This is a genomic window from Pseudomonas sp. NBRC 111143 (assembly GCF_001320965.1).
Classification (GTDB): Bacteria; Pseudomonadota; Gammaproteobacteria; order Pseudomonadales; family Pseudomonadaceae; genus Aquipseudomonas; species Aquipseudomonas machongensis.
Genome location: NZ_BCBT01000043.1, coordinates 34094 through 57425 on the forward strand (window position 1 = coordinate 34094; position 23332 = coordinate 57425).

Annotated in this window: 19 protein-coding genes; 10 read left to right on the forward strand and 9 right to left on the reverse strand. The window is 64.0% G+C overall.

From position 1 onward, the window contains the following. Window positions 1-8: 8 nt before the first annotated feature. Window positions 9-911 carry a LysR substrate-binding domain-containing protein gene (locus APH44_RS20665; protein WP_054894337.1) on the reverse strand — a complete coding sequence of 301 codons (903 nt, stop codon included), beginning with the start codon at window positions 909-911 and terminating at the stop codon, window positions 9-11. A gap of 110 nt (window positions 912-1021) precedes the next feature. Here APH44_RS20665 and APH44_RS20670 point away from each other — a divergent pair, with 110 nt between their 5' ends. Together APH44_RS20670 and phnX are read left to right on the forward strand one after the other, a co-directional pair. Then, complete coding sequence (locus tag APH44_RS20670) at window positions 1022-2128, forward strand: 2-aminoethylphosphonate--pyruvate transaminase (protein ID WP_054894338.1); 1107 nt, start codon at window positions 1022-1024, stop codon at window positions 2126-2128. A gap of 35 nt (window positions 2129-2163) precedes the next feature. Beyond that, entirely contained in the window at window positions 2164-2991 is an 828-nt protein-coding gene (phnX, locus tag APH44_RS20675; RefSeq protein ID WP_054894339.1) for a phosphonoacetaldehyde hydrolase, read from the forward strand. Between the two features lie 81 nt (window positions 2992-3072). On the opposite strand, the gene APH44_RS20680 is transcribed toward phnX, so the two are convergent. Further along, window positions 3073-3633: an NADPH-dependent FMN reductase gene (locus APH44_RS20680; RefSeq protein WP_054894340.1), complete on the reverse strand. Its 561-nt coding sequence runs from the start codon at window positions 3631-3633 to the stop codon at window positions 3073-3075. Between the two features lie 156 nt (window positions 3634-3789). Here APH44_RS20680 and APH44_RS20685 point away from each other — a divergent pair, with 156 nt between their 5' ends. Next, complete coding sequence (locus APH44_RS20685) at window positions 3790-4008, forward strand: hypothetical protein (RefSeq protein WP_054894341.1); 219 nt, start codon at window positions 3790-3792, stop codon at window positions 4006-4008. On the opposite strand, the gene APH44_RS20690 is transcribed toward APH44_RS20685, so the two are convergent. The 4 genes from APH44_RS20690 to APH44_RS20705 all read right to left on the reverse strand — a co-directional run bounded on the left by APH44_RS20690 (window position 3992) and on the right by APH44_RS20705 (window position 8393). Further along, window positions 3992-6244: an Orn/Lys/Arg decarboxylase N-terminal domain-containing protein gene (locus APH44_RS20690; protein ID WP_054894342.1), complete on the reverse strand. Its 2253-nt coding sequence runs from the start codon at window positions 6242-6244 to the stop codon at window positions 3992-3994. The genes APH44_RS20685 and APH44_RS20690 overlap by 17 nt on opposite strands. 72 nt (window positions 6245-6316) lie before the next feature. Continuing rightward, window positions 6317-7069 carry a DNA polymerase III subunit epsilon gene (gene dnaQ, locus APH44_RS20695; RefSeq protein WP_256093694.1) on the reverse strand — a complete coding sequence of 251 codons (753 nt, stop codon included), beginning with the start codon at window positions 7067-7069 and terminating at the stop codon, window positions 6317-6319. A 72-nt stretch (window positions 7070-7141) separates the two neighbouring features. Continuing rightward, window positions 7142-7588 carry a ribonuclease HI gene (rnhA, locus tag APH44_RS20700; protein ID WP_054894343.1) on the reverse strand — a complete coding sequence of 149 codons (447 nt, stop codon included), beginning with the start codon at window positions 7586-7588 and terminating at the stop codon, window positions 7142-7144. 46 nt (window positions 7589-7634) lie between these two features. Further along, a complete protein-coding gene (locus APH44_RS20705) occupies window positions 7635-8393 on the reverse strand; it encodes a hypothetical protein (protein ID WP_054894344.1) in 759 nt (252 codons plus the stop codon). A gap of 86 nt (window positions 8394-8479) precedes the next feature. On the opposite strand from APH44_RS20705, the gene gloB reads away from it, so the two are divergent. From gloB to APH44_RS20740, 7 genes are all read left to right on the forward strand, one after another. Further along, window positions 8480-9259 (forward strand): hydroxyacylglutathione hydrolase, encoded by a 780-nt coding sequence (gene gloB / locus APH44_RS20710; RefSeq protein ID WP_054894345.1) that lies wholly within the window; start codon window positions 8480-8482, stop codon window positions 9257-9259. Window positions 9260-9359: 100 nt separating this feature from the next. Then, on the forward strand, window positions 9360-10793 hold the full coding sequence (locus APH44_RS20715; protein WP_054894346.1) for a lytic transglycosylase domain-containing protein: 1434 nt from the start codon (window positions 9360-9362) through the stop codon (window positions 10791-10793). Window positions 10794-10964: 171 nt separating this feature from the next. Beyond that, a complete protein-coding gene (locus APH44_RS20720; protein ID WP_082420868.1) occupies window positions 10965-12794 on the forward strand; it encodes an extracellular solute-binding protein in 1830 nt (609 codons plus the stop codon). Next, window positions 12791-14632, forward strand: coding sequence for an extracellular solute-binding protein (locus APH44_RS20725; protein ID WP_054894347.1), 1842 nt, complete (start codon window positions 12791-12793; stop codon window positions 14630-14632). The genes APH44_RS20720 and APH44_RS20725 overlap by 4 nt, the downstream gene beginning before the upstream one ends. A 1-nt stretch (window position 14633) precedes the next feature. Beyond that, a complete protein-coding gene (locus tag APH44_RS20730) occupies window positions 14634-15707 on the forward strand; it encodes a microcin C ABC transporter permease YejB (protein WP_054894348.1) in 1074 nt (357 codons plus the stop codon). 1 nt (window position 15708) lies between these two features. After that, window positions 15709-16728: an ABC transporter permease gene (locus tag APH44_RS20735; RefSeq protein WP_054894349.1), complete on the forward strand. Its 1020-nt coding sequence runs from the start codon at window positions 15709-15711 to the stop codon at window positions 16726-16728. Between the two features lies 1 nt (window position 16729). Further along, the gene (locus tag APH44_RS20740; RefSeq protein ID WP_054894350.1) at window positions 16730-18337 is read left to right on the forward strand and encodes an ABC transporter ATP-binding protein; all 1608 of its coding nucleotides are present in this window, start codon (window positions 16730-16732) and stop codon (window positions 18335-18337) included. Window positions 18338-18432: 95 nt separating this feature from the next. Here APH44_RS20740 and APH44_RS20745 read toward each other — a convergent pair whose 3' ends face one another. From APH44_RS20745 to APH44_RS20755, 3 genes are all read right to left on the reverse strand, one after another. Beyond that, window positions 18433-19785, reverse strand: coding sequence for an MFS transporter (locus tag APH44_RS20745; protein WP_054894351.1), 1353 nt, complete (start codon window positions 19783-19785; stop codon window positions 18433-18435). A 139-nt stretch (window positions 19786-19924) separates the two neighbouring features. Further along, the gene (locus APH44_RS20750; protein WP_054894352.1) at window positions 19925-20626 is read right to left on the reverse strand and encodes a response regulator; all 702 of its coding nucleotides are present in this window, start codon (window positions 20624-20626) and stop codon (window positions 19925-19927) included. Next, window positions 20623-23277, reverse strand: a complete 2655-nt coding sequence (locus APH44_RS20755; RefSeq protein ID WP_054894353.1) for a sensor histidine kinase KdpD — start codon at window positions 23275-23277, stop codon at window positions 20623-20625. Before APH44_RS20755 ends, APH44_RS20750 begins: the two co-directional genes overlap by 4 nt. Window positions 23278-23332: the final 55 nt, after the last annotated feature.

Genomic DNA, 23332 nt, shown 5'->3' on the forward strand with positions numbered 1-23332 from the left:
CTTGCCAATCACCTCAGCGGGGCACAGCCGGAACTGTTCCCGTCCTCTTCGGACATGCTGGCCAACCCCAGGAACGCCTGGATCAAGCGCAACGGGCGACGCCGCTCCAGGCAGCCGATCATGTGCCGGTTGAGCAGCCCTGCGCCCGCCATGGGGCGCGCCACTACCCGTGGATCATGCGCTACCTCCGCCGAAGAGACGATCCCGATGCCAAGCTGCGCGGCCACCGCTTCGGTTACCGCCTCGCGACTGTCCAGCTCCAACACCACTCGGGGTTGCACATGGACCGCAGCGCAGGCCCGGTCGAAGGTCTGCCGGGTGATCGAGCTGGGCTCACGCAGCACCATGACCTGCTTGTCCAGGGCCCTCAGCGCTAGCTCTCCCGGCTCGGCGGCCCACGGGTGACCGACCGGCAACAAGGCGCACAGGTGCGACTCGCCCAAACTCTGCAGATACAGGCCCTTGCGCGGTTCCACCTCGGTCAGCACCGCCACATCGGCGTGCTCGGACAGCAGCGCCGCCAAGGTCTCCTGGGCATTGCCCAGGCGCAGGTTGACGGTGATGCCAGGGTAGCGCGCGCGCAGCAGCGCCAGCATCGGCATGACCCGGTGCGGTCCGTCTGCTGCGACCTCCAGACGCCCGGTCAGCAGTTGACGGTTCGCTTCGAGCATCGCCTGGGCCTCTTCGGCCAGCCCGAACATGGCCCGGGTAATGGCCGCCAGGCGCGTGCCCTCCTCGGTCAGCTCGACACGCCGCGCAGTGCGGCGCAGCAGGGTGATCTGGTAATGCTCCTCGAGCGCCTTGACGTGTCCGGTCACTGCCGGCTGGCTGATGAACAGGCGCGCCGCGGCACGGGTGAAGCTGCCCTCGCGGGCGACTGCATCGAAGGCACGGAGTTGAAAGAGGTTCATTTATCGGCCTGACTTATGGTTGGCATAACGACAAACAATTTGATTGATGAATGGGCGAATCGCAACCTAGCCCCGTCGTTTCTGCCCACTGCCCCCGAGGAAGTCCCGCAATGACCAGCGCCCCGATTCTGCTGACCCCCGGCCCACTGACCACTTCGATCCGCACCCGCCAGGCCATGCTGGTGGACTGGGGTTCATGGGATCGTGATTTCAATCAGCTGACCGCCAGCGTCTGCGAACAATTGCTGGCGATTCTCGACGCCAGCGCCAGCCACCACTGCGTGCCCCTGCAAGGCAGCGGCACCTTCGCCGTGGAAGCGGCCATCGGCACCCTCGTGCCGCGTGATGGCAAGGTCCTGGTGTTGATCAACGGTGCGTACGGCCAGCGCCTGGCAAAGATTTGCAAGGTGCTGGGCCGCAATTACAGCACCTTCGAAACCGCCGAGGATCAACCGACCACCGCCGCCGATGTCGACCGCCTGCTCGCCGCCGACCCGGCCGTGACCCACGTCGCACTGATCCACTGTGAAACCAGCACCGGTATTCTCAACCCGCTCGCCCAAATCGCCCAGGTCGTAAAGAACCACGGCAGACGCTTGATCATCGATGCCATGAGTTCGTTCGGCGCCCTGCCCATCGATGCGCGTGAGGTGCCGTTCGAAGCCCTGATCGCCGCCTCCGGCAAATGCCTGGAAGGTGTGCCTGGGATGGGCTTCGTGTTCGCCGAGAAAAATGCCCTGGCCGCTGCCGAAGGCAACGCCCACTCACTGGCCATGGACCTTCACGACCAGCACACCTATATGGCCAAGACTGGCCAGTGGCGCTTCACCCCGCCTACCCACGTGGTCGCGGCACTACACGAAGCACTGCAACAGTACGCTGAAGAAGGCGGCCTGCCAGCGCGGCACCAACGCTACGCCAACAACTGCCGGACCCTGCTCGACGGCATGGCCAGAATCGGCCTGCGCAGCTTCCTGCCTACCGACATCCAGGCGCCGATCATCGTCACCTTCCACGCACCCACGGACGCCCGCTACCAGTTCAAGGACTTCTACGAGCGGGTCAAGGCCAAGGGTTTCATTCTCTATCCAGGCAAGCTGACCCAGGTCGAAACCTTCCGCGTCGGCTGCATCGGTGTGGTCGGTTCGGCAGGCATGCAGGCCGCCGTCGATGCCGTGGCCCAGGTGCTGCGAGAAATGGAAGTGCTGGATATCTGACCTCTTTGCCCACCCCATTGATGGAAATCGTGCACATGAACTACAGCAACCCCACCCAGCTGCAAGCCGCCATCCTCGACTGGGCCGGCACCGTCGTCGACTTCGGCTCCTTCGCCCCGACCCAGATCTTCGTCGAAGCCTTTGCCGAGTTCGATGTCGCGGTGTCAATCGAGGAGGCCCGCGGCCCGATGGGCATGGGCAAATGGGACCATATCCGCACCCTGTGCGATGTGCCGGAAATCGCCGAGCGTTACCGCAAGGTGTTTGGCCGTATACCGACCGACGACGACGTCACGGCCATCTACGAACGTTTCATGCCCCTGCAGATCGAGAAGATCGCCGTGCATTCGGCGCTGATTCCCGGTGCGCTGGACACCCTCACCGGGCTACGCAAGGACGGGCTGAAGATCGGCTCGTGCTCGGGCTACCCGAAAGTGGTGATGGACAAGGTGGTAGCGCTGGCAGCACGCAATGGCTATGTCGCCGACCACGTGGTGGCCACCGACGAAACGCCCAATGGTCGCCCATGGCCGGCCCAGGCCCTGGCCAACGTCATTGCCCTGGGCATCGACGATGTCGCCGCATGCGTGAAGGTGGACGACACCGTACCGGGCATTCTGGAAGGTCGTCGTGCCGGGATGTGGACCGTGGCGCTGGTGTGCTCGGGCAATGCCCTGGGGCTGACCTGGGAGCAATACCAGGCGCTGGGTGCCGAAAGACTGGAGCAGGAACGCAAGCGGATCCATGCGCTGTTCGAGGGCTCGCGACCGCATTACTTGATCGACACCATCAATGAGCTGCCGGAGGTGGTTGCCGATATCAATCGGCGACTGGCCAAGGGGGAGATGCCGCAGGTGGTCTGATGGCCTGGCGGTGACTCATTGGCAGGCAATTCGCAGCGGCGAGCCGCTGCGAATTGCCTGCCAAACGGACAGTGAGCGCTATCACACCGCCCTATTGAGCTTCACCCACGCGGCAAACCGATCAATGAATGCCTGCAGGAACGGCCGAGTCTTGTCACTGAGCTTGCCCGCCTCATCGAACAGCGTCGCCGCACCTCCGATGTAGGCTTCGGGCATCTGCATGCAGGGCATGTCGAGAAAGACCAGCGATTGGCGCAGCGCATGGTTGGCACCAAAGCCACCGATCGCCCCCGGCGACACACTGGCCACCGCCGTCGGCTTGCCGCCCCAGGCACTCTGCCCGTAAGGTCGCGAGCCAACATCGATGGCGTTCTTCAACGCCCCCGGGACCGAGCGGTTGTACTCCGGAGTGACGAACAGCACCGCATCGCTGCGGCGGATCTCGTCGCGAAAACGCTGCCAAGGCGCCGGTACACCCGCGGCCTCGACATCCTCGTTGTACAACGGCAGATCACCGATCTCGATGATTTTCAACGCAAGGCTGGACGGCGCCAGCTCCGAAAGGGCGCGAGCCACCTTGCGGTTGTAGGAGTCCTTGCGCAAGCTGCCGACAACGACCGCTACCGAATAGACCTGGCTCATGGCGATTTGCATCCTCTGCTGGGGAAGGGGAACTGTGTAGTTATAGATGACCCTACTTCACCCTCGAGGTTTTTTTCCGTGACAAGAAAACTTCCCGCCCCCTTCGCTGGTCTATGACTGCAGATATTTCTCCATATTTCAGAGGTTTCAACCTACATGGCAGCAGTACTGGTCGGCCAATTCCACGCCCGCGACGCCGAAGGCCGCATCTACCCGGTGCATGAGTTCCAGGAGTCGACCTTGCAGGCGGACGGCAGCACCCTTGGCGCGCCGATCACCACCTATCGCCTGGCCATCGGCGACCGGGTCAATTACCTGGGTGAAGACCGCTTCGAACTGGCCCAGAGCGGCGTCGAGATCATTCGTATTCCGTGACGCAATCCACCGTGTAAGGCCCATCGCCTTCATGCTGCAGGCCATGGACATCGGCAACGAAGCCGGGAAAACCCCTATCGAAGGCTCGAGCGAAGGCCAGGTAGTCGAGGATCGAACGGGTCGCCTCGGTGAAGCGTTCGCCCGGCATGATCAACGGAATACCTGGCGGGTAAGGCACCAGCATCACCGCCGAGATACGGCCGAGCAGTTGCTCGATCGGCACCGCCTCGACCTCCCCCTTCACCATCCGGTCGTAAGCCTGCCCTGGGCTCATGGCCACTTCCGGCAAGCGTGTGAACAGGCGTTTGAGCTGTTTGGCCGTAGCGTTGGCACGGTAGCAGCCGTGCAATTGCTCGCACAGGTCGCGCAGGCCAAGCCCCTGATAACGTAACGGTGCGACGGCCACAACGCTGGGCAGGCACAGCTGCAGGGCCGTATTGGCATCATAGTGGCGCTTGAACTCGAGCAACTCGGTCAGCAGCGTGCTCCACTTGCCCTTGGTGATTCCCATGGAGAACAACACCAGGAAACTGTACAGCCCGGTCTTCTCTACCACCAATCCACGTTCCCAGAGGAACTTGCTCACCACCGCCGCTGGAATCCCATGCTCGCCGAGCACGCCCTCGGCGGTCAGCCCCGGCATCACCAGGGTCACCTTGAGCGGATCGAGCAGCACGTAGTCGTGCGCCACCTCGCCAAAACCGTGCCACTGGGCGCCGGGCTCCAGCAGCCAGTCCTGCGCGGCCAGGCGCTGGATACCTTCGGCCGTCGGTGGCTGCCAGATGCTGAACCACCAGTCATCGGTCGCGATGTGCGCACGCAGGTTGGCCAGCGCACGACGAAAGCTCAGGGCCTCGTCGAACATCTCCTGCAGCAGTGATCGCCCGGCCGGGCCTTCCATCATGGTCGAGGCAACATCCAGCGATGCCAGGATGCTGTATTGAGGCGAGGTCGATATATGCATCATGAACGCCTCGTTGAAGCGATCGCGGTCAAGCTGGCGAAGGGCGCCATCCTTCACATGGATCATCGAGGCCTGGCTGAAAGCAGCCAGTAGCTTGTGGGTAGAGTGCGTGCTGAACAACAGCGGGCTGTCGACCTCGCGGGCGGTGCCCATGGCATAACGCCCACTGAAGAAGTCGTGGAACGCGGCGTAGGCAAACCAGGCCTCGTCGAAATGCAGTATCTCGACACTCGCGCCCAGGGCCTGCTTGATCTGGCCGGCGTGGTAGCACAGACCGTCATAGGTGGAGTTGGTCACCACCGCCAGGCGAATGCGCGGCGCGCGACCACGGGTCAGTGGATTGGCCTGGATCTTGGCCTCGATCGACTCGCGGCTGAACTCGCCGAGCGGGATCGGCCCGATGATGCCCAGTTCGTTGCGCTCCGGACACAGGTACAACGGGATGGCACCGGTCATGATGATCGCATGCACCACCGACTTGTGGCAGTTGCGGTCCACCAGCACCAGGTCATCACGCGCGACCATGGCATGCCAGACGATCTTGTTGGCGGTCGAGGTGCCATTGATGACGAAGAACGTATGATCGGCACCAAAATTTCGCGCAGCCCTGGCCTCGGCCTCGGCCAGCGGCCCAGTGTGATCAAGCAACGACCCCAGCTCTGGCACCGAGACCGAGAGGTCCGAGCGAAGGGTGTTTTCGCCGAAGAACTGGTGAAAGGCCTGGCCCACCGGACTTTTGCGATAAGCCACGCCACCACCGTGGCCAGGCGTGTGCCAGGAATAGTTCGATTGCGCAGTGTGTTGCACCAACGCCTTGAAGAAGGGAGGCAGCAGGCCGTCGAGATAATTGTGCGCAGCCCTCGCCACCTGCCGGGCCAGGAAGGGCACAGTGTCTTCGAACAGGTAGAGGATGCCACGCAACTGGTTCAGCTCGCTCATCGCCTCGGCAGGGGCATTTTCGAGGGTCACCTGCTCGCCCAGGGCAAAGATCGGCAGAGCCGGTGCACGCAGCCGCGCCAGGTGGATCAGCTCGGCCATGTTCTGCAGCAGATGGATATTGTCACCGACGCCTTCGGCGGCGATCAGCATGCAGGCCAGGCCGTGGTGGGTGGCGGCGACCAGACGCGCTTCGGCATGGTCGGCGGCGGCGAGGATGGCGAAGCCATCCTGCTTGAGTTCCTCGGCGATACCCCGTATGCGCTCACCGGCGACGCTGTCGGCCTTGATCGCGCGGTGGACGATGAGGATGGGAAACTTCAGGTCCTTGTACATCAGGCCGCTACCTCCGAAGGACGCGTGTCCATTTCAGGGTAGTCGAGCCTCAGGGCAACTGTATGGGCGGTGTCAGCCTGCTGGCGTTTCGGTCAGTGCCTGCCACATTGCCGGTGCCCCCGCCGACTTGGCGATCGCCGCCAGACGCTCGGCATGTGCCTCGAGCTCCTCTTCGCTGGCCATGATCACCCGCCCCGGCTGACGCCCGACGATACGACGAATCTCGCTACCATTGCCGCCCTGCCCTTCGTTGTCTTCAGCGCCCTGGCCGGCCAGCGACAGGCTGGTCTGGCCACCGGTCATCGCCAGATAGACGTCGGCAAGCAGTTCCGAGTCGAGCAGCGCGCCGTGCAGGTCGCGGCCAGAGTTGTCGATGCCATAGCGCTTGCACAACGCATCGAGGCTGTTGCGCTGGCCCGGATGGCGCGAGCGCGCCATCATCAGGGTGTCGAGGATGGTGCAGTGCTGGGAGATGTCGGCGCGGTCCTGGCGGCCCATCAAGGCGAATTCGTTGTTGATGAAGCCAACGTCGAACGCAGCGTTGTGGATGACCAGTTGCGCGCCCTGGATGTACTCGAAGAACTCTTCGGCCACATCGGCGAAACGCGGCTTGCCGACCAGGAACGCGTCGGTGATGCCGTGAACGCCAATGGCGCCCTCGTCACTCTCGCGGTCTGGCTGCAGGTAGACGTGGAAGTTGCGCCCGGTCAGGCGCCGGCCGATGACCTCGACGCAACCGATCTCGATGATCCGGTGGCCTTCGCTGACCGGCATACCAGTAGTTTCGGTATCGAGGACGATCAGTCGGGTGTTCTGCTGCTCCACGCGGGGGCTCCAAGCGACTTCTGGGAAAGGGGGCGAGTATACATCAAACCGGCCACTGGCTTTGCAGGTGCCTCAACGCTTGGCGCGAAGCTCATCCACCCCACGGTTGGCCAGCATGTCGGCCCGCTCGTTACCCGGATGGCCGATATGTCCGCGCACCCACTTCCAGGTCACCTTGTGCCGGTTGACCTGTTCATCGAGCAACTGCCAGAGGTCGGCATTCTTCACCGGCTCCTTGGCAGCGGTCTTCCAGCCGCGCTTCTTCCAGTTGGCCATCCACTCGGTGATGCCCTTCATCACATACTGCGAGTCGGTGGTCAGCACCACTTCGCATTCGCGCTTGAGCGCCATCAGCGCGCAGATCGCAGCCATGAGCTCCATGCGGTTGTTGGTGGTGTCGCGCTCGCCGCCCCACAGCTCCTTCTCGACGCCCTTGTAGACGATCAGGGCGCCCCAGCCACCCAGGCCAGGATTGCCCTTGCAGGCACCATCGGTGTAGATCTCGACGCTATCGCTCATGTACCGCCTTCGTTCGCTTGCAGGTTATCGACCATGGACGGCGCGGTCAGGGCTCGCTGTGACGACGATTGACCTTGGCCAGCGGCAGGGGCAACAGCTTGCCCATCGGCTCGCGGCGCTCCATGGGCAGCGGTCGCAGGCCAACCACCATCTTGCGCGCCACCAGCAGGTAAACACCCCCGCCCGCGGTCTGCCATCCCCCGGCCATCCGCTCCCACCCCGCCAGGCGCTGTTGCCAGACTGGGGAGGAAAGCGGCGGACGATAGCACCCGAAGCGGCGTTTCTCCAGCGCGAAGCCCAGCAGGTTGAGCCAATCGCCGACCCGCGACGGCGAGATGCAGCGCGCCTTGCGCAGCGCCCCGCGGCCGAAAAAGTGCCGCGCCCCCCAGGCGCTCCAGGGATTGATGCCAACGATCAGCAGGTGCCCGCCCGGGCGCACCGCGCTGGCAGCCTGGCGCAACAGACCGTGGGGCGAGAGGCTGAAATCCAGGCCATGCTGCAGCACCACCACATCAGCCGCATGCTCGGACAACGGCCAGGCCTGTTCCTCGCAGACGATCTCCACACCCGGCAATGGCGCGCCGAGGCGCACCGTGCGTTGCACCTGCGGCGCGCTGGGCGGTGTATCGGCGCTCGGCCCATAGTGCACGAGAAAACCGCCGAAGAAGCGGCCCAGCTCATCCTCGAGCAGTTTTTCTTCCTCCTTGAGCATCAGTTGCCCGATGGGCCCGGCGAACCAGTCGCGGGCCAGGCTGATCAGCTCCACCCACTCGGGGTCGGCCTGGGCAAAGGCTTGGTCGGTCATTGCATTCTCCCTCGAAGGTTTCTTCAGCCACGCCATCGCAGCTAAGATGCCTTCATGTCCCACGCCAGATGATTCGGATCCGCGCCATGATACAGATCGATGCCCTTCCCGCTTTCTCCGACAACTACATCTGGTTGTTACAGGATACTGCCAAACGCCAGTGCGCGGTGGTCGACCCCGGTGACGCCGGTCCGGTGCTGCAGTGGCTGCAGGCACACACCGACTGGACGCTCACCGATATCCTCATCACCCACCACCACAATGACCATGTCGGCGGTGTGGAACAACTCAAGCAGGCGACCGGTGCCAAGGTCTACGGCCCGGCCAACGAACGCATTCCGAGCCGCGACGTGGCGTTGGACGACGGCGACACCGTGACGGCGCTGGGCGTGACCTTCGAGGTGCTTGCCGTACCTGGCCACACCCTCGGCCATATTGCCTATTACAGTGCAAAAACACCGACCCCGTTGCTGTTCAGCGGCGACACCCTGTTCGCCGCCGGTTGCGGGCGAATGTTCGAAGGCACCCCCGAACAGATGCAACCGGCCCTGCAGCGCCTGGCCGCGCTACCCGAAGCCACTGCCGTCTACTGCGCCCACGAATACACTCTGAGCAACCTGCGCTTTGCCAAGGCTGTGGAGCCCGATAATCCGCATGTTATCCAACGCTTCGAAGCCGTTACCCGCCTGCGCGCCGACAATCGCATCACCCTGCCCTCGACCATCGGCCTGGAGCGCTTGACCAATCCGTTTCTTCGCACAACTGAAACATCCGTTAAACAAAAAGCAGACGAATGGAAGGGACATTCAAACGAATCCCAACCCGCTGTTTTTGCTGCCTTGAGGTCTTGGAAAGACGGCTTCTGATAACCTCACGATATATCGCAGGATGACATCCAAGGTTGACCCGACTGGATGCGGTTTCTAGAATCGCCGAAATTTTTTGCCCGGAAAACCGTGTCCGCCGATGTCTTCCCGTAGCCGCCGCACCGCTCATTCCGCCGCCCTGACGCGCCTGGCCCAAGTCAGCGCACTCGCTTTGGCCGCCACCCTCGTGGGCTGCCAGAGCACCCGTCAGGTCGACGAATCCGACAGCGTTCGCGCACACAACTACCAGGCCCGGATCAAGCACAAACCAGCGCCGCTGATGATCAAGCCGGCCGAGCAAAAAGCGCCCGAGGATGTCTGGGAGCGCATGCGCCAGGGCTTCGCCCTGCAAGACAGCATCGACGTCAACCCGCGTATCGAGCAACAGCGCCTGTGGTTCGCCAGCAACCCGAGCTTCCTCGAGAACGCCGGCGAGCGTGGCAGCCTCTACCTGCACTACATCGTCGAGCGCCTCGAAGAACGCGACATGCCTCTTGAGCTGGCGCTGCTGCCGGCCATCGAAAGCGCCTACAACCCGATGGCCTACTCCCGCGCCCACGCGGCAGGCATGTGGCAATTCATCCCGTCCACCGGGCGCCACTTCAACCTGCGCCAGACCAACTTCTACGACGGTCGTCGCGACATCACCGCTTCCACCAATGCCGCGCTGGACTACCTGACCCGCCTGCACGACATGTTCAATGGCGACTGGCTGCTGGCCCTGGCCGCCTACAACGCTGGTGAAGGCACTGTCAGCCGGGCGATCGAACGCAACGAGCGCCTCGGCCTGCCCACCGACTACTGGAACCTGCCGCTGCCTCAGGAGACCCGCGACTACGTGCCCAAGCTGCTGGCGCTGTCGCAGGTGGTCCTGACACCACAGGCCTATGGCGTCAACCTCAGCCCCATCGCCAACGAGCCCTACTTCGAAGCCGTCGCCATCAACGAGCGCCTCGACCTGACCCGCGTCGCCGCCTTCGCCAATATCGACGAAGACGAACTGATCCAGCTCAACCCCGCGTTCAAGAAACGCATGACGGTTGATGGCCCGCAGCAACTGCTCGTTCCTACCGCCAAGGCGCAACTGCTGACCAGCAGCCTGTCCAACCTCAAGCCTGAGCAACTGGTCAGCCTGCAACCGAACAAGGCCGTGTTCCAGGCCGCCCTCGCCGAGGCCAAGGCACCGGCCGCAACCAGCAGTTACCGAGTCAAGCGCGGCGACAACCTGGGCGCCATCGCCAAGGCCAACCGTGTGTCGGTCAAGGACATCCAGCGCTGGAATCGCCTGTCGGGCAGCAACCTGAAAGTCGGCCAGGTTCTGGCCCTGCGTGGCGGTAACGCGCCGAGCGCCTCAGCCAACCGCGTCGCGGCAGCCAAGCAGCGCTCCACCCAGTACAAGGTACGCAAGGGCGACTCGTACTATCTGGTGGCCAAACGGTTCAACGTCGAGATGAAACACCTCAAGCGCTGGAACCCGCGCAGCGGCCAGGCACTCAAGCCCGGCCAGACCCTCACCGTCTACCTGACGCGCTGACTGCGTAGGCGCGGGCTTGTCAGGGCGGCGAGCCGGCGCCATGCACCGCGGTGTCTTTTCGCGGCGCCAGCCCGCTTCCACAACCGCCCCCGCCATACCCTTTTTCCATTCCAGACAAGCTGTTACTGTACGCCGGACCAAGCCCAACGCCGCCTTGACCGGATTCCAGACTTGATAAGACCCCTCCTCCTGTCACTGAGCCTGGCCTTGAGCTTCCCCGCAGTCGCGACCGTGACCGAAAGCCACGGGTATGCGCAGTTCGGCACGCTCAAGTACCCGGCCACGTTCACCCATTTCGACTGGGTCAATCCGCAGGCGCCTAAAGGCGGAACCTTGCGGGCCATGGCATTCGGTAACTTCGACACGCTCAACCCCTACACCTTCAAGGGCACCAGCCCCGTTTCGACGCCGAATTTCCAGCAGTACGGCGTCAACGAGCTGAACGAGACCTTGATGGTCGGCACAGGCCAATACGATCCTTCCGGCGACGAACCGACCTCCAGCTACGGCCTGATCGCCCGCTCGGTGGAGTACAGCGAAGACCGCAGTTGGGTGGTGTTCAACCTGCGTCCCGAGGCGCGTTTTCATGACGGGCACCCCATCACCTCGGCCGACGTGGCGTTCTCCTACCGCACCCTGCTCAAGGAAGGCCATCCGCTGTACCGCACCAACCTGCAGGAAGTGCAGCGCGTCGACATCCTGGGGCCGTTGCGCATCCGCTTCGTCTTCAAGCGCGCCGGCAACCCGCTGCTGATCCTGCGCTTGGGCGAAATGCCAGTGCTGCCCAAGCACTACTGGCAAGATCGTGACTTCAAGGCCACCACCTTCGAGCCGCCGCTGGGCAGCGGTCCGTACCGCATCACCGAGGTACAACCCGGTCGGCGCCTGGTATTCAGCCGGGTGAAGAACTACTGGGGCAAGGATTTGCCGGTCAACCGCGGCAAGTACAACTTCAACCGCGTGGAGTTCGAGTTCTATCGCGACGCGACCGTGGCCTTCGAAGCGTTCAAGGCCGGCGAGTTCGACATCTACATCGAACACCAGGCCAAGAACTGGGCCAACGGCTACAACTTCCCGGCGATCCGTCGTGGCGATGTAATCAAGGCACAGATCCCGCACCGGATCCCGACCCAGACCCAGGGTCTGTTCATGAACACCCGCCGCGACGCCTTCGCCGACCCCAAGGTACGCCAGGCGCTGGGGCTGATGCTCGATTTCGAGTGGACCAACCGTGCCCTGTTCAGCAGTGCCTACCGTCGCTCGACCAGTTACTACCCCAACAGTGAATTCACCGCCAGCGGGCTGCCCACCGGCAAGGAATGGCTGCTGCTCTCACCGTTTCGCGAACAGTTACCCGCCAAGCTCTTCACCGAGCCCTACCAGGTCAGCCAGACCGACGGGCGCGGCATCGACCGCCAGACCTTGCGAACGGCCCTGGGCCTGCTAGGCGAAGCCGGCTGGAAGCTCGACGGGCAGCGCCTGGTCGACACCAAAGGCCGCCAGTTGCGCCTGGAGCTGCTGCTGGTAAACCCGAATCTGGAACGCATCCTGCAACCTTATGTCGAAAATCTGTCCAGCATCGGCATCGACGCGCGCTTGCGCACGGTAGACCGAGCCCAGTACAAACAACGGCTGGACCAATTCGACTTCGACATGATCCTGATGACCCTGAACCAGACCCTCAGCCCCGGCCTCGAGCAGTGGCAGTACTTCCACTCGAGCCAGGCCACCGTCAAGGGCAGCAAGAACTACGCGGGCATCAAGGACCCTGTGGTCGATCACCTGCTCGACACGCTCATGGCCGCCCGCACCCGCGATGATCAGGTCGCCGCTGCGCGCGCGCTGGACCGGGTGCTGTCGTGGCACTACTACATGATTCCCAACTGGTACCTGGACAACCATCGCCTGGCCTACCGCAACCGGTTCGCCTTCGTCACCACGCCGCCCTACACCCTGGGCCTGAACAGCTGGTGGCTCAAGACTTCGGAGAAAGCCAAATGATGCCGACGCCTCGCCTGCGCCTGGCCTGCAGCCTGTTGCTCGCCTGCCTGAGCCTACCCGCGCTGGCCGCCCCGCAACACGCCCTGACGCTCTACGACGAACCGCCCAAGTACCCCGCCGACTTCAAGCATTTCGACTACGTCAATCCCGATGCCCCCAAGGGCGGGACCTTCCGCCAGTCCAGCTTCGGCGGTTTCGACAGCCTCAACCCCTTCATCAACAAGGGCGTATCGGCCGACAACATCAGCATCATCTACGACACCCTGATGCGCCAGAGCCTGGACGAGCCCTTCACCGAGTACGGGCTAGTCGCCGGCAAGATCGAAAAGGCCCCTGACAACAGCTGGGTACGCTTCTACCTGCGACCTGAAGCACGCTTCCATGACGGCCACCCCATCCGCGCCGAAGACGTCGTGTTCAGCTTCAACGCCCTCACCCAGCAGGGCGCGCCGTTGTACCGCCAGTACTACGGTGATGTCTCCGAGGTGATCGTCGAGGACCCGCTGCGCGTCTTGTTCAAGTTCAAGCACAGCAACAACCGCGAACTGCCACTGATCCTGGGCCAGTTGCCAGTGCTGCCCAAGCATTGGTACGAGACTCGCGACTTCACCCGCGGCAACCTAGAGATCCCGCTGGGCAGCGGCCCGTACAAGGTCGCCGAGGTCAAGGCCGGACGCTCGATCCGTTACGAGCGGGTCAAGGACTACTGGGCCAAGGACCTGCCGATCAACCGTGGCATGTTCAACTTCGACGCCATGACCTTCGACTCCTACCGCGACACTGCCGTCGCCCTCGAGGCGCTCAAGGCCGGGCAGTTCGACTATGCCCTGGAAGTCAGCGCGAAGAACTGGGCCACCGCCTACAACGTCCCTGCGGTGCGCGACGGGCGTCTGATCAAGGAAGAGTTGCCCAACGGCAATCCGGTCGGCATGCAGGGCTTCATCTTCAACCTGCGCAAGCCCGTGTTCCAGGACATCCGCGTGCGCCAGGCCCTGAGCCTGCTGCTCGATTACGAATGGACCAACAAGCAGCTGTTCAACGGTGCCTATACCCGCACCGGCAGCTACTTCGAAAACTCCGAGATGGCCGCTACGGGCCTGCCCTCCGCCGACGAGTTGAAGATTCTCGAGCCGCTGCGCGGCAAGATCCCCGAGCAGGTCTTCAGCGAGGCGTTCCACAATCCCGTCACCGACGGCAGCGGCATGATTCGCGAGCAGCAACGCAAGGCTTACCAGTTGCTGATGGACGCCGGCTGGAAGATCGAGAACGACAAAATGGTCGACGCCCAAGGCAAGCCGGTGTCGATCGAGTTTCTCCTGGCACAGACCGAGTTCGAACGCATCCTGCTGCCGTTCAAGCGCAACCTCGCCGACCTGGGCATCGACCTGACCATCCGCCGCGTCGACGTCTCGCAATACATCACGCGCCTGCGCTCGCGCGACTTCGACATGATCGTCGGCGGCTTCCCGCAATCCAACTCGCCGGGCAACGAACAGCGTGAGTACTGGACCAGCGCCGCCGCCGACCGCTCGGGCAGCCGCAACACCATCGGCCTGCGCGACCCGGCCATCGACCAACTGGTCGAAGACCTGATCAATGCCGACTCGCGCCAGAGCCTGGTCGCCCACACCCGCGCGCTGGACCGTGTGCTGCTGTGGGGCTACTACGTCATCCCCAACTGGCACATCAAGACCTGGCGCGTCGCCTACTGGAACCACCTTGGCCATCCGAAGGTGTCACCCAAATACGATATCGGCATCGACACCTGGTGGATCAAGCCTGACGTGACCCCGGCCGTCAGCGAAGCGCGCGTGCCACTCGTGGACGAGGCGAACTGACATGCTTGCCTACATTCTGCGCCGCCTGCTGCTGATCATCCCGACCCTGTTCGGCATCCTCATCATCAACTTCATCATCGTCCAGGCCGCCCCCGGTGGCCCGGTCGAGCAGATGATCGCCAAGCTCGAAGGCTTCGATGGCGCCACCAGCCGCATTGCCGGCGGCGGTGCCGAAGTATCGGTAGCCGGCTCCAACTACCGCGGCGCCCAAGGCCTGGACCCGGCGCTGGTCGCTGAAATCGAACGCATGTACGGCTTCGACAAGTCAGCCCCGGAGCGGTTGTGGATCATGGTCAAGAACTACGCCCAGCTCGACTTCGGCGACAGCTTCTTCCGCGATGCCAAGGTCATCGACCTGATCGCCGAGAAGATGCCCGTGTCGATCTCGCTGGGGTTGTGGAGCACACTGATCATGTACCTGGTGTCGATCCCGCTAGGGATTGCCAAGGCGGTGCGCCATGGCAGCCACTTCGACGTCTGGACCAGCTCGGCGATCATCGTCGGCTACGCCATCCCCGCGTTCCTCTTCGCCATCCTGCTGATCGTGCTGTTCGCCGGTGGCAGCTATTTCGACTGGTTCCCGCTCCGGGGCCTGACCTCCAACAACTTCGACGAGCTGTCCACCACCGGCAAGGTGATGGACTACTTCTGGCACCTGGTGCTGCCGATCACCGCGCTGGTGATCGGCAACTTCGCCACCATGACCCTGCTGACCAAGAACAGCTTCCTCGATGAGATCAACAAGCAGTACGTGATCACCGCCAAGGCCAAGGGCCTGAGCCGCAACCGCGTGCTCTACGGCCATGTATTCCGCAACGCCATGCTGCTGGTGATCGCAGGGTTCCCGTCGGCGTTCATCGGTATCTTCTTCACCGGCTCCCTGCTGATCGAGGTGATTTTCTCTCTCGACGGCCTGGGCCTGATGAGTTTCGAAGCGGCCATCAACCGCGACTACCCGGTGGTGTTCGGCACCCTGTTCATCTTCACCCTGCTGGGGCTGGTGGTGAAACTGATCGGCGACCTCACCTACACCCTGGTCGATCCGCGCATCGACTTCGCCAGCCGGGAGCACTGACATGGCCCTCTCTCCCCTGAACCGCCGGCGCTTCGAGCGCTTCAAGGCCAACCGTCGCGGCTGGTGGTCGCTGTGGCTGTTCCTCATCCTGTTCGGCCTGAGCCTGGGTGCCGAGCTGATCGCCAACGACAAGCCCATCGCCGTGCGCTACGACGGCGAGTGGTACTTCCCGGCGTTCAAGCGCTACCCGGAAACCACCTTCGGCGGCGAATTCCCGCTGGAAGCCAACTACAAGAGCCCCTATATCCGCGAACTGCTGGAAAAAAAGGACAGCTTCGTGCTGTGGGCGCCGATCCCGTTCAGCTACCAGAGCATCAACTACGACCTGAAGGTCCCTGCCCCCGCGCCGCCTTCGGCCGACAACCTGCTCGGCACCGACGACCAGGGGCGCGACGTGCTCGCCCGGGTGATCTACGGATTCCGCGTCTCGGTGCTGTTCGCCCTGACGCTGACCATCGCCAGCTCCATCGTCGGCGTCATCGCCGGTGCCCTGCAGGGCTTCTATGGCGGCTGGGTGGACCTTGCTGGCCAGCGTTTCCTGGAAATCTGGTCGGGCCTGCCGGTGCTCTACCTGTTGATCATTCTCGCAAGCTTCGTGCAGCCCAACTTCTGGTGGTTGCTCGGCATCATGCTGCTGTTCTCATGGATGAGCCTGGTGGATGTCGTGCGCGCCGAGTTCCTGCGCGGACGCAACCTCGAGTACGTGCGCGCCGCCCGCGCCCTGGGTATGCGCAACGGCCCGATCATGTTCCGCCACATCCTGCCCAACGCCATGATCTCGACCATGACCTTCATGCCATTCATCCTCACCGGCGCCATCGGCACCCTCACCGCCCTCGACTTCCTCGGCTTCGGCTTGCCCGCAGGCTCGCCGTCGCTGGGCGAACTGGTCGCCCAGGGCAAGTCCAACCTGCAGGCGCCGTGGCTGGGCATCAGCGCCTTCGCCGTGCTGGCCGTCATGCTGAGCCTGCTGGTGTTCATCGGCGAATCCGCCCGCGATGCCTTCGACCCGAGGAAATGACATGAGCCAAGACACCCTGATCGAAGTGCGCGACCTGGCGGTGGAGTTCGTCACCGGCGAACAGGTCAACCGCGTCGTCGATGGCATCAGTTTCGACATCCGCAAGGGCGAGACCCTCGCCCTGGTCGGTGAGAGCGGCTCGGGCAAATCGGTCACCGCCCACTCGATCCTGCGCCTGCTGCCCTACCCGCTCGCCCGCCACCCCAGCGGCACCATCCACTACGACGGCAAGGACCTCCTGCACCTGGGCGAGAAGCCCATGCAGCGCATCCGCGGCAACCGCATCGCGATGATCTTCCAGGAACCGATGACCTCGTTGAACCCGCTGCATTGCATCGAGAAGCAGATCAACGAGATCCTCCTGCTGCACAAAGGCCTCACCGGCAAGCAGGCTACCGCGCGCACCCTGGAGCTGCTCGAACTGGTCGGCATCCCCGACCCGAAGAAGCGCCTCAAGGCCCTGCCTCACGAGCTCTCCGGCGGCCAGCGCCAGCGCGTGATGATCGCCATGGCCCTGGCCAACGAACCCGAGCTGCTGATCGCCGACGAGCCCACCACCGCGCTCGACGTCACCGTGCAGCTCAAGATCCTCGATTTGCTCAAGTCCCTGCAGGCGCGCCTGGGCATGGCGCTGCTGCTGATCAGCCACGACCTCAACCTGGTGCGGCGTATCGCCCACCGCGTGTGCGTGATGCAGTCCGGCAAGATCGTCGAACAGGCCGACTGCGAGACACTGTTCAAGGCCCCGCAGCACCCCTATACGCAGATGCTGATCAATGCCGAACCCAGCGGTGGCCCGGCGGCGAACGCGATCGGCAAACCGCTGCTGGAAGTCAACGATCTGAAGGTGTGGTTCCCGATCAAGAAGGGCCTGCTGCGCCGCACTGTCGATCATGTGAAAGCCGTCGACGGGATCAATTTCAGCCTCCCGCAGGGGCAAACCCTGGGGATCGTTGGTGAGAGCGGATCCGGCAAATCGACATTGGGGCTGGCGATCCTGCGCTTGATCGCAAGCCAGGGTGGGATTCGCTTCCACGGGCAGTCGCTGGAAGGGCTGAAGCAGCAGGAAGTGCGGCCGCTGCGCCGCGAAATGCAGGTGGTGTTCCAGGACCCGTTCGGCAGCCTGAGCCCGCGCATGTGCGTGGCCGACATCGTTGGCGAGGGCTTGCGGATTCACAAGATCGGCACCCCCGCCGAGCAGGAAGCCGCGATCATAGCGGCGCTGGAGGAAGTGGGACTGGACCCGCGCACACGGCACCGCTATCCGCACGAGTTCTCTGGCGGGCAGCGGCAGCGGATCGCGATCGCCCGGGCACTGGTGTTGAAGCCGGCATTGATCCTGCTGGACGAACCGACCTCGGCGCTGGACCGCACCGTACAGCGCCAGGTCGTGGAACTGCTGCGCAATCTGCAGTTGAAGTACAACCTGACGTACCTGTTCATCAGCCATGACCTCGCGGTGGTCAAGGCGTTGAGTCACCAGTTGATGGTGATCAAGCACGGGCACGTGGTGGAACAAGGCGATGCGCAGGGGATCTTCCATGCGCCGCAGCATCCGTATACGCGTCAGTTGCTGGAGGCGGCGTTTCTGGAGACGGCGAACAGTTGATCCCTTTGTGCAATGACAAAGAGCGACTAACTCGTTCAAAACCCAAGAGCCTGCTCAGCCCTGATAGGAGTGAGCAGGCTCAAGTCGGCTAGCGCTCAGGCTTCGGCGGCGCGGGCAGTCACTGCGTCGCCTTCGAGCACCATCCCCTCGCGCATCTTCTGCGCATCACGCACAAAGCAACGCGACGCCGCCAGCAGAAACACCAGGGTCAGCAGCAGCGCCACCGGGATCAGGTACATCGCGTCATGCAGCCCCTGAGCCTTGAACGCCTCGCTCATCACCACCTGTCCCGCCGCCTCCATGGCCGACACGGCAAAATGATCCGACAGCCCGCCGACCACCACCGGCCCCAGGCCGCCGCCGAGCAGGTACAGCCCGGCGAAGTACAGGGCCATGGCGGTAGCCCGCAGGCGCGGTTGCACCACATCCTGAATCGCCGTGTACACGCAGGTATAGAAGTTGTACGAGAACAGCCAGCCGACGCCGAACACCGCGACGAACAGCCCCAGCTCGATACGCCCGGCATGCAGTGCCCAGGCGGTGGCGAGAGTGGCAACCAACATGCTCAGCGCGGCGAACAACAGACGCCCATTGGCAAAACGCTGGTGCACCTTGTCGGCCACCCAGCCCCCCAGCGTGAGCCCCACCAGGCCGCTCAGACCGACGATCATCCCCGTTGCCACGGCCGCATCGTGCAAGGGCAAGGCGAAGTAGCGCTGCAGCATCGGCACCATGAACGAGTTGCAGGCGTACGAGGCGAAGTTGAAGGTCAGTCCCGCCAGTACCAGCCAGGCGAACGTGGGTACGCTCAGTACCCGACGCAGCGGTCGATCAATCGGAGCCTGGGAGATGGCAACGGTTTCCGCAGCGCCGCGCGCAGGTTCGCGGATCAGGAAGATGAACAGCGCCAACACCAGGCCGGGTACCGCAGCGATGAAGAACGGCGCACGCCAGCTGCCAAACGCCTGGACCATGGCGCCGATGGTGAAGAACGCCAGCAACAGGCCCAGCGGCAGGCCGAGCATGAAGATGCCCATCGCCCGCGACCGTCGCTCGGCCGGGAACAGATCGCCGATCAGCGAGTTGGCGGCCGGCGCATAGCTGGCTTCACCGATGCCCACGCCCATGCGCACCAGCAGAAAACTCCAGAAGCTGCCGACCATGCCGTTGACCGCCGTCAGCCCGCTCCAGGCCGCCAGGCCCCAGCACATCAGCTTGGCGCGCGAGCCGGTATCGGCCATGCGCGCAAGCGGCAGGCCAGCGATGGCGTATACCAAGGTAAAAGCGGTGCCGATCAGGCCGATCTGGAAGTCGCTCAGGTGCCATTCCAGGCGGATCGGTTCGATGATAATCGCGGGGATGGTACGGTCGAAGAAGTTGAACAGGTTGGCCAGAAACAGCAGGAACAAGATGCGCCAGGCATTGGACGCTTGGGGGGCGGTGGTCATGGTCGGGTCCCTCGTTATCGTTATTCAGGGCTTCCAGCACGCCTGACGAAATCTAGAGGGTAAGGTGCGAGACGTCTGCCACCATTGACCGGGCTTATATCGCGCGATGGGCTGCAGCCTGAAGGACCGTCCGCAGCGTTTAAACCGATGGCGGCGCCACCAACCGATAGCCCACTCCCGCCTCGGTGATGATGTACCGCGGTGCGGTCGGATCGTCGCCCAGCTTGTGCCGCAGATGCCCCACCACGATGCGCAGGTAGTGGGTGTCGTCGACATGGGTCGGGCCCCAGATATCCTTGAGCAGTTGTTGTTGGGTGATCACCCGTCCCGGATGCCCGGCCAATTGAGCCAGCAGCGCATACTCCTTGCGTGTCAGTGCCACCTCGACGCCGTCGAGCGTGACCTTGCGATAGGCGAAGTCGACCACCAGCGCACCGAAGCTGGCACTGGCCGCTTGCCCGGAACCCGCCTGGGGTTTGTGCCGCAACAGCGCGCGCACCCGGGCAAGGAACTCCTGGATACCGAACGGCTTGGTCACGTAGTCGTTGGCACCGCCATCCAGCGCATCGACCTTCTGCACCTCGCTGGCTCGCACCGACAGCACCATCACCGGCACGGCGCTCCACTCGCGCAGTTCGCGCAACACCTGCTGGCCGTCCATATCCGGCAAGCCGAGATCGAGCACCACCAGATCAGGCTTGCTCAGCGCCGCCTGAGCCAGGCCTTCGCCGCCGGTCGCAGCCTCGATCACCTTGTAGCCCTGGGACACGAGGCTGATGCGCAGGAACTTGCGGATCTGCGGTTCGTCGTCGATGACCAGAAGGGTGGCGGCTTGGCTCATGGGGCTTCACTGTCGCTGTCGGGTTGAAGAGGCAACGGCAAGCATAGAGTGATGCAGGTGCCCTGGCCATCGATGCCCTCGCCAACCAGTATGCTGCCGCCATGGGCGCCGATCATGCCCTGGCAGATCGCAAGCCCCAGGCCTGTGCCCTGCCCGCCGCGGTCACCGCGGGCAGCGGTGTAGAACATGTCGAAGATCTTCTCGCGCTCGGCCACCGGAATGCCCGGGCCCTGATCCGCGACCGCGAAGCACAGGTGCTCGTCCTGCACCTCCACCCGCAGCGCCAGGCGACCATCGACCGGCGAGAAACGTGCGGCATTCTCCAGTACGTTGACCAGCGCCTGCTCGATCAGCGCTGCATGCACGAACAGCAGGGGCAGCTCTGCAGGTACCTCGGTGTCTACGCGCAACGGTGCCAGCACCGCGCGCAGACGGTTCAGAGCGCTGCCAACGATATCGCCGGGCGACACCCAGTCACGCGCAAGCTTCAAGCCGCCATGGCCCAACCGGGTCATGTCGAGCAGGTTCTGGATGTAACGATCCAGGCGCTCGGCTTCGTTGCGTGTGCCTTCGAGCAGCTCACGGCGATCGTCCGGAGGGATCGCATCACCCAGTGCCAGCAAGCTGTCGATGCTACCGCGCATGGCGGTCAGCGGGGTGCGCAGATCATGGGACACCGAGGCAAGCAAGGCGCTGCGCAACTGCTCGGTTTCGCCATGCAGGCGCGCGGCTTCGAGCTGCTCGCCCAGGCGCGCGCGGGCCAGGGCCTGGGCCAGCGGCTCGGCCAGCGCCGTCAGCAAGCGACGGCGCTGTGCGCTCAACGGCTCGCCCGAGGCCGGCTGCACACCCAGCAAGGCCAAGGGAGTCTCGTCGACCGCCAGCGGCCACCACCACCAGCGGCCATGGGGCAAGGTATCGCTGCCATGCCCTGCTGCCTGGCCATGTTGCCAGGCCCATTCGGCAGCGGCGCGCTCGTTGTCGGTAAAGACCTGCGGCCCGCCGCTGGCCACCTGCAACAAGCCCTCGGCATCGCGCTCGAGCAGACAGATCTGGATGCCCTGCCAATCGTTCAGGTGCTGCCCGGCGGCACTGAAAACCGCCTGGCGATCCGTGGCCACGGTCAGGCGACGCGACAGGTCGAGCAGTTGCCGGGTCTCGCCCTGGGTTTCGCGCAGCGCCTGCAACTGACGGCGCTGACGAGCGGCGAGATTGCCGGTCAGGGCCGCCATGAGCAGGAAGAACACCAGGGTCAGCACGTCCTCTTCGCGCTGGATGCTGAACGAAAAGCTCGGCGGGATGAACAGGAAGTCGTAGGTCAGGAACGACAGCGCCGCACAGGCCAGCGCAGGCCCCAGGCTGCTGCGCACCGCGACCAGCAGCACCGCCGCGAGGAACACCAGCGAAATGTTCGGCAAGGCCAGCACACTGGACACGGCCCAGGCCAGCCCTGCCGCCAGCATGGTCGCCAGCAGCGCCAGCCAATAGTGGCGCCAGACCCACACACGATTGACCACCGCCCGTGTCGGTACAGGTTGAGCGTCGCGGTCGAGCACATTGATCTCCAACCCCCGGCTGTCGCGCAGCAAGCGTGCAGCGACGCCCGCACCGAGCACGCGGCGGCGCAGACGGTCGCGGGACTGGCCGACCAGCACCAGGCTCGCCCGTCGTTCCAGCGCATGCTGGATGAGCGTGCGCGCCACCTCCCCGGCCCTGAGCACCACGACTTCGCCGCCCAGGCGCTCGGCCAGTTGCTGTGCGGCCTGCAGGCGCTGACGAGCGCCTTCGTCACGCAGCTTGCCGTTGTCGACATGCACCAGGCTCCACGGCAAATGCCGACGCTGGGCGACGCGGCTGGCATGGCGCACCAGACGCTCGGCCTGCTCATCACCATCGACCCCGACCAGCAGGCGCCCTCGCAAGGTCGGCGCCTGCTCGCCGCGTTGGCGGTAGCCATGGGCAAGGTCGGCATCGACCTGGGCTGCAGCGGTCTGCATGGCCAGTTCGCGCAAGGCGGTGAGGTTGGTCTGGGAGAAGAACGCATCGATCGCCGCCCGTGCCTGCTCAGGCACGTAGACCTTGCCTTCGCGCAAGCGCTCGAGCAGTTCACGTGGCGGCAGGTCGATCAGCACCAGCTCGAAGGCTTCCTGCAGCACCCAGTCGGGCAGGGTTTCGCGCACCTGAACGCCCGTGATGTCGCGAACCTTGTCGTTGAGGCTTTCCAGGTGCTGGACATTGACCGTGGTATACACATCGATACCGGCAGCGAGCAGTTCCTGAACATCCTGCCAGCGCTTGGCGTGACGGCTGCCGGGGGCGTTGGTATGAGCCAGCTCGTCGACCAGCGCCAGCGGTGGTGCAGCCTTGAGCAGGCCATCAAGGTCCATTTCTTCGAGGATGACGCCGCGGTACTCGCTGCGCAGCAAGGGCTGCTGCGCCAAGCCACCGAGCAGCGCCTCGGTTTCGGCCCGGCCATGGGTCTCCACCACCGCCGCCAGCACCTTTACCCCCTGGCGCTGCTGGGCATGGGCGGCCTGGAGCATGGCGAACGTCTTGCCCACACCGGGAGCTGCGCCCAGAAATACTTTAAGCCTGCCGCGACCGTTGCGGGGCAGGCTCGCCAACAGCGCATCGGCGCGGGCGGAATCACTCATGCTTGATCCTTTGGTAAGGGGCCTAGGCCTGCTTCGCATGCCATCGCGGGACAAG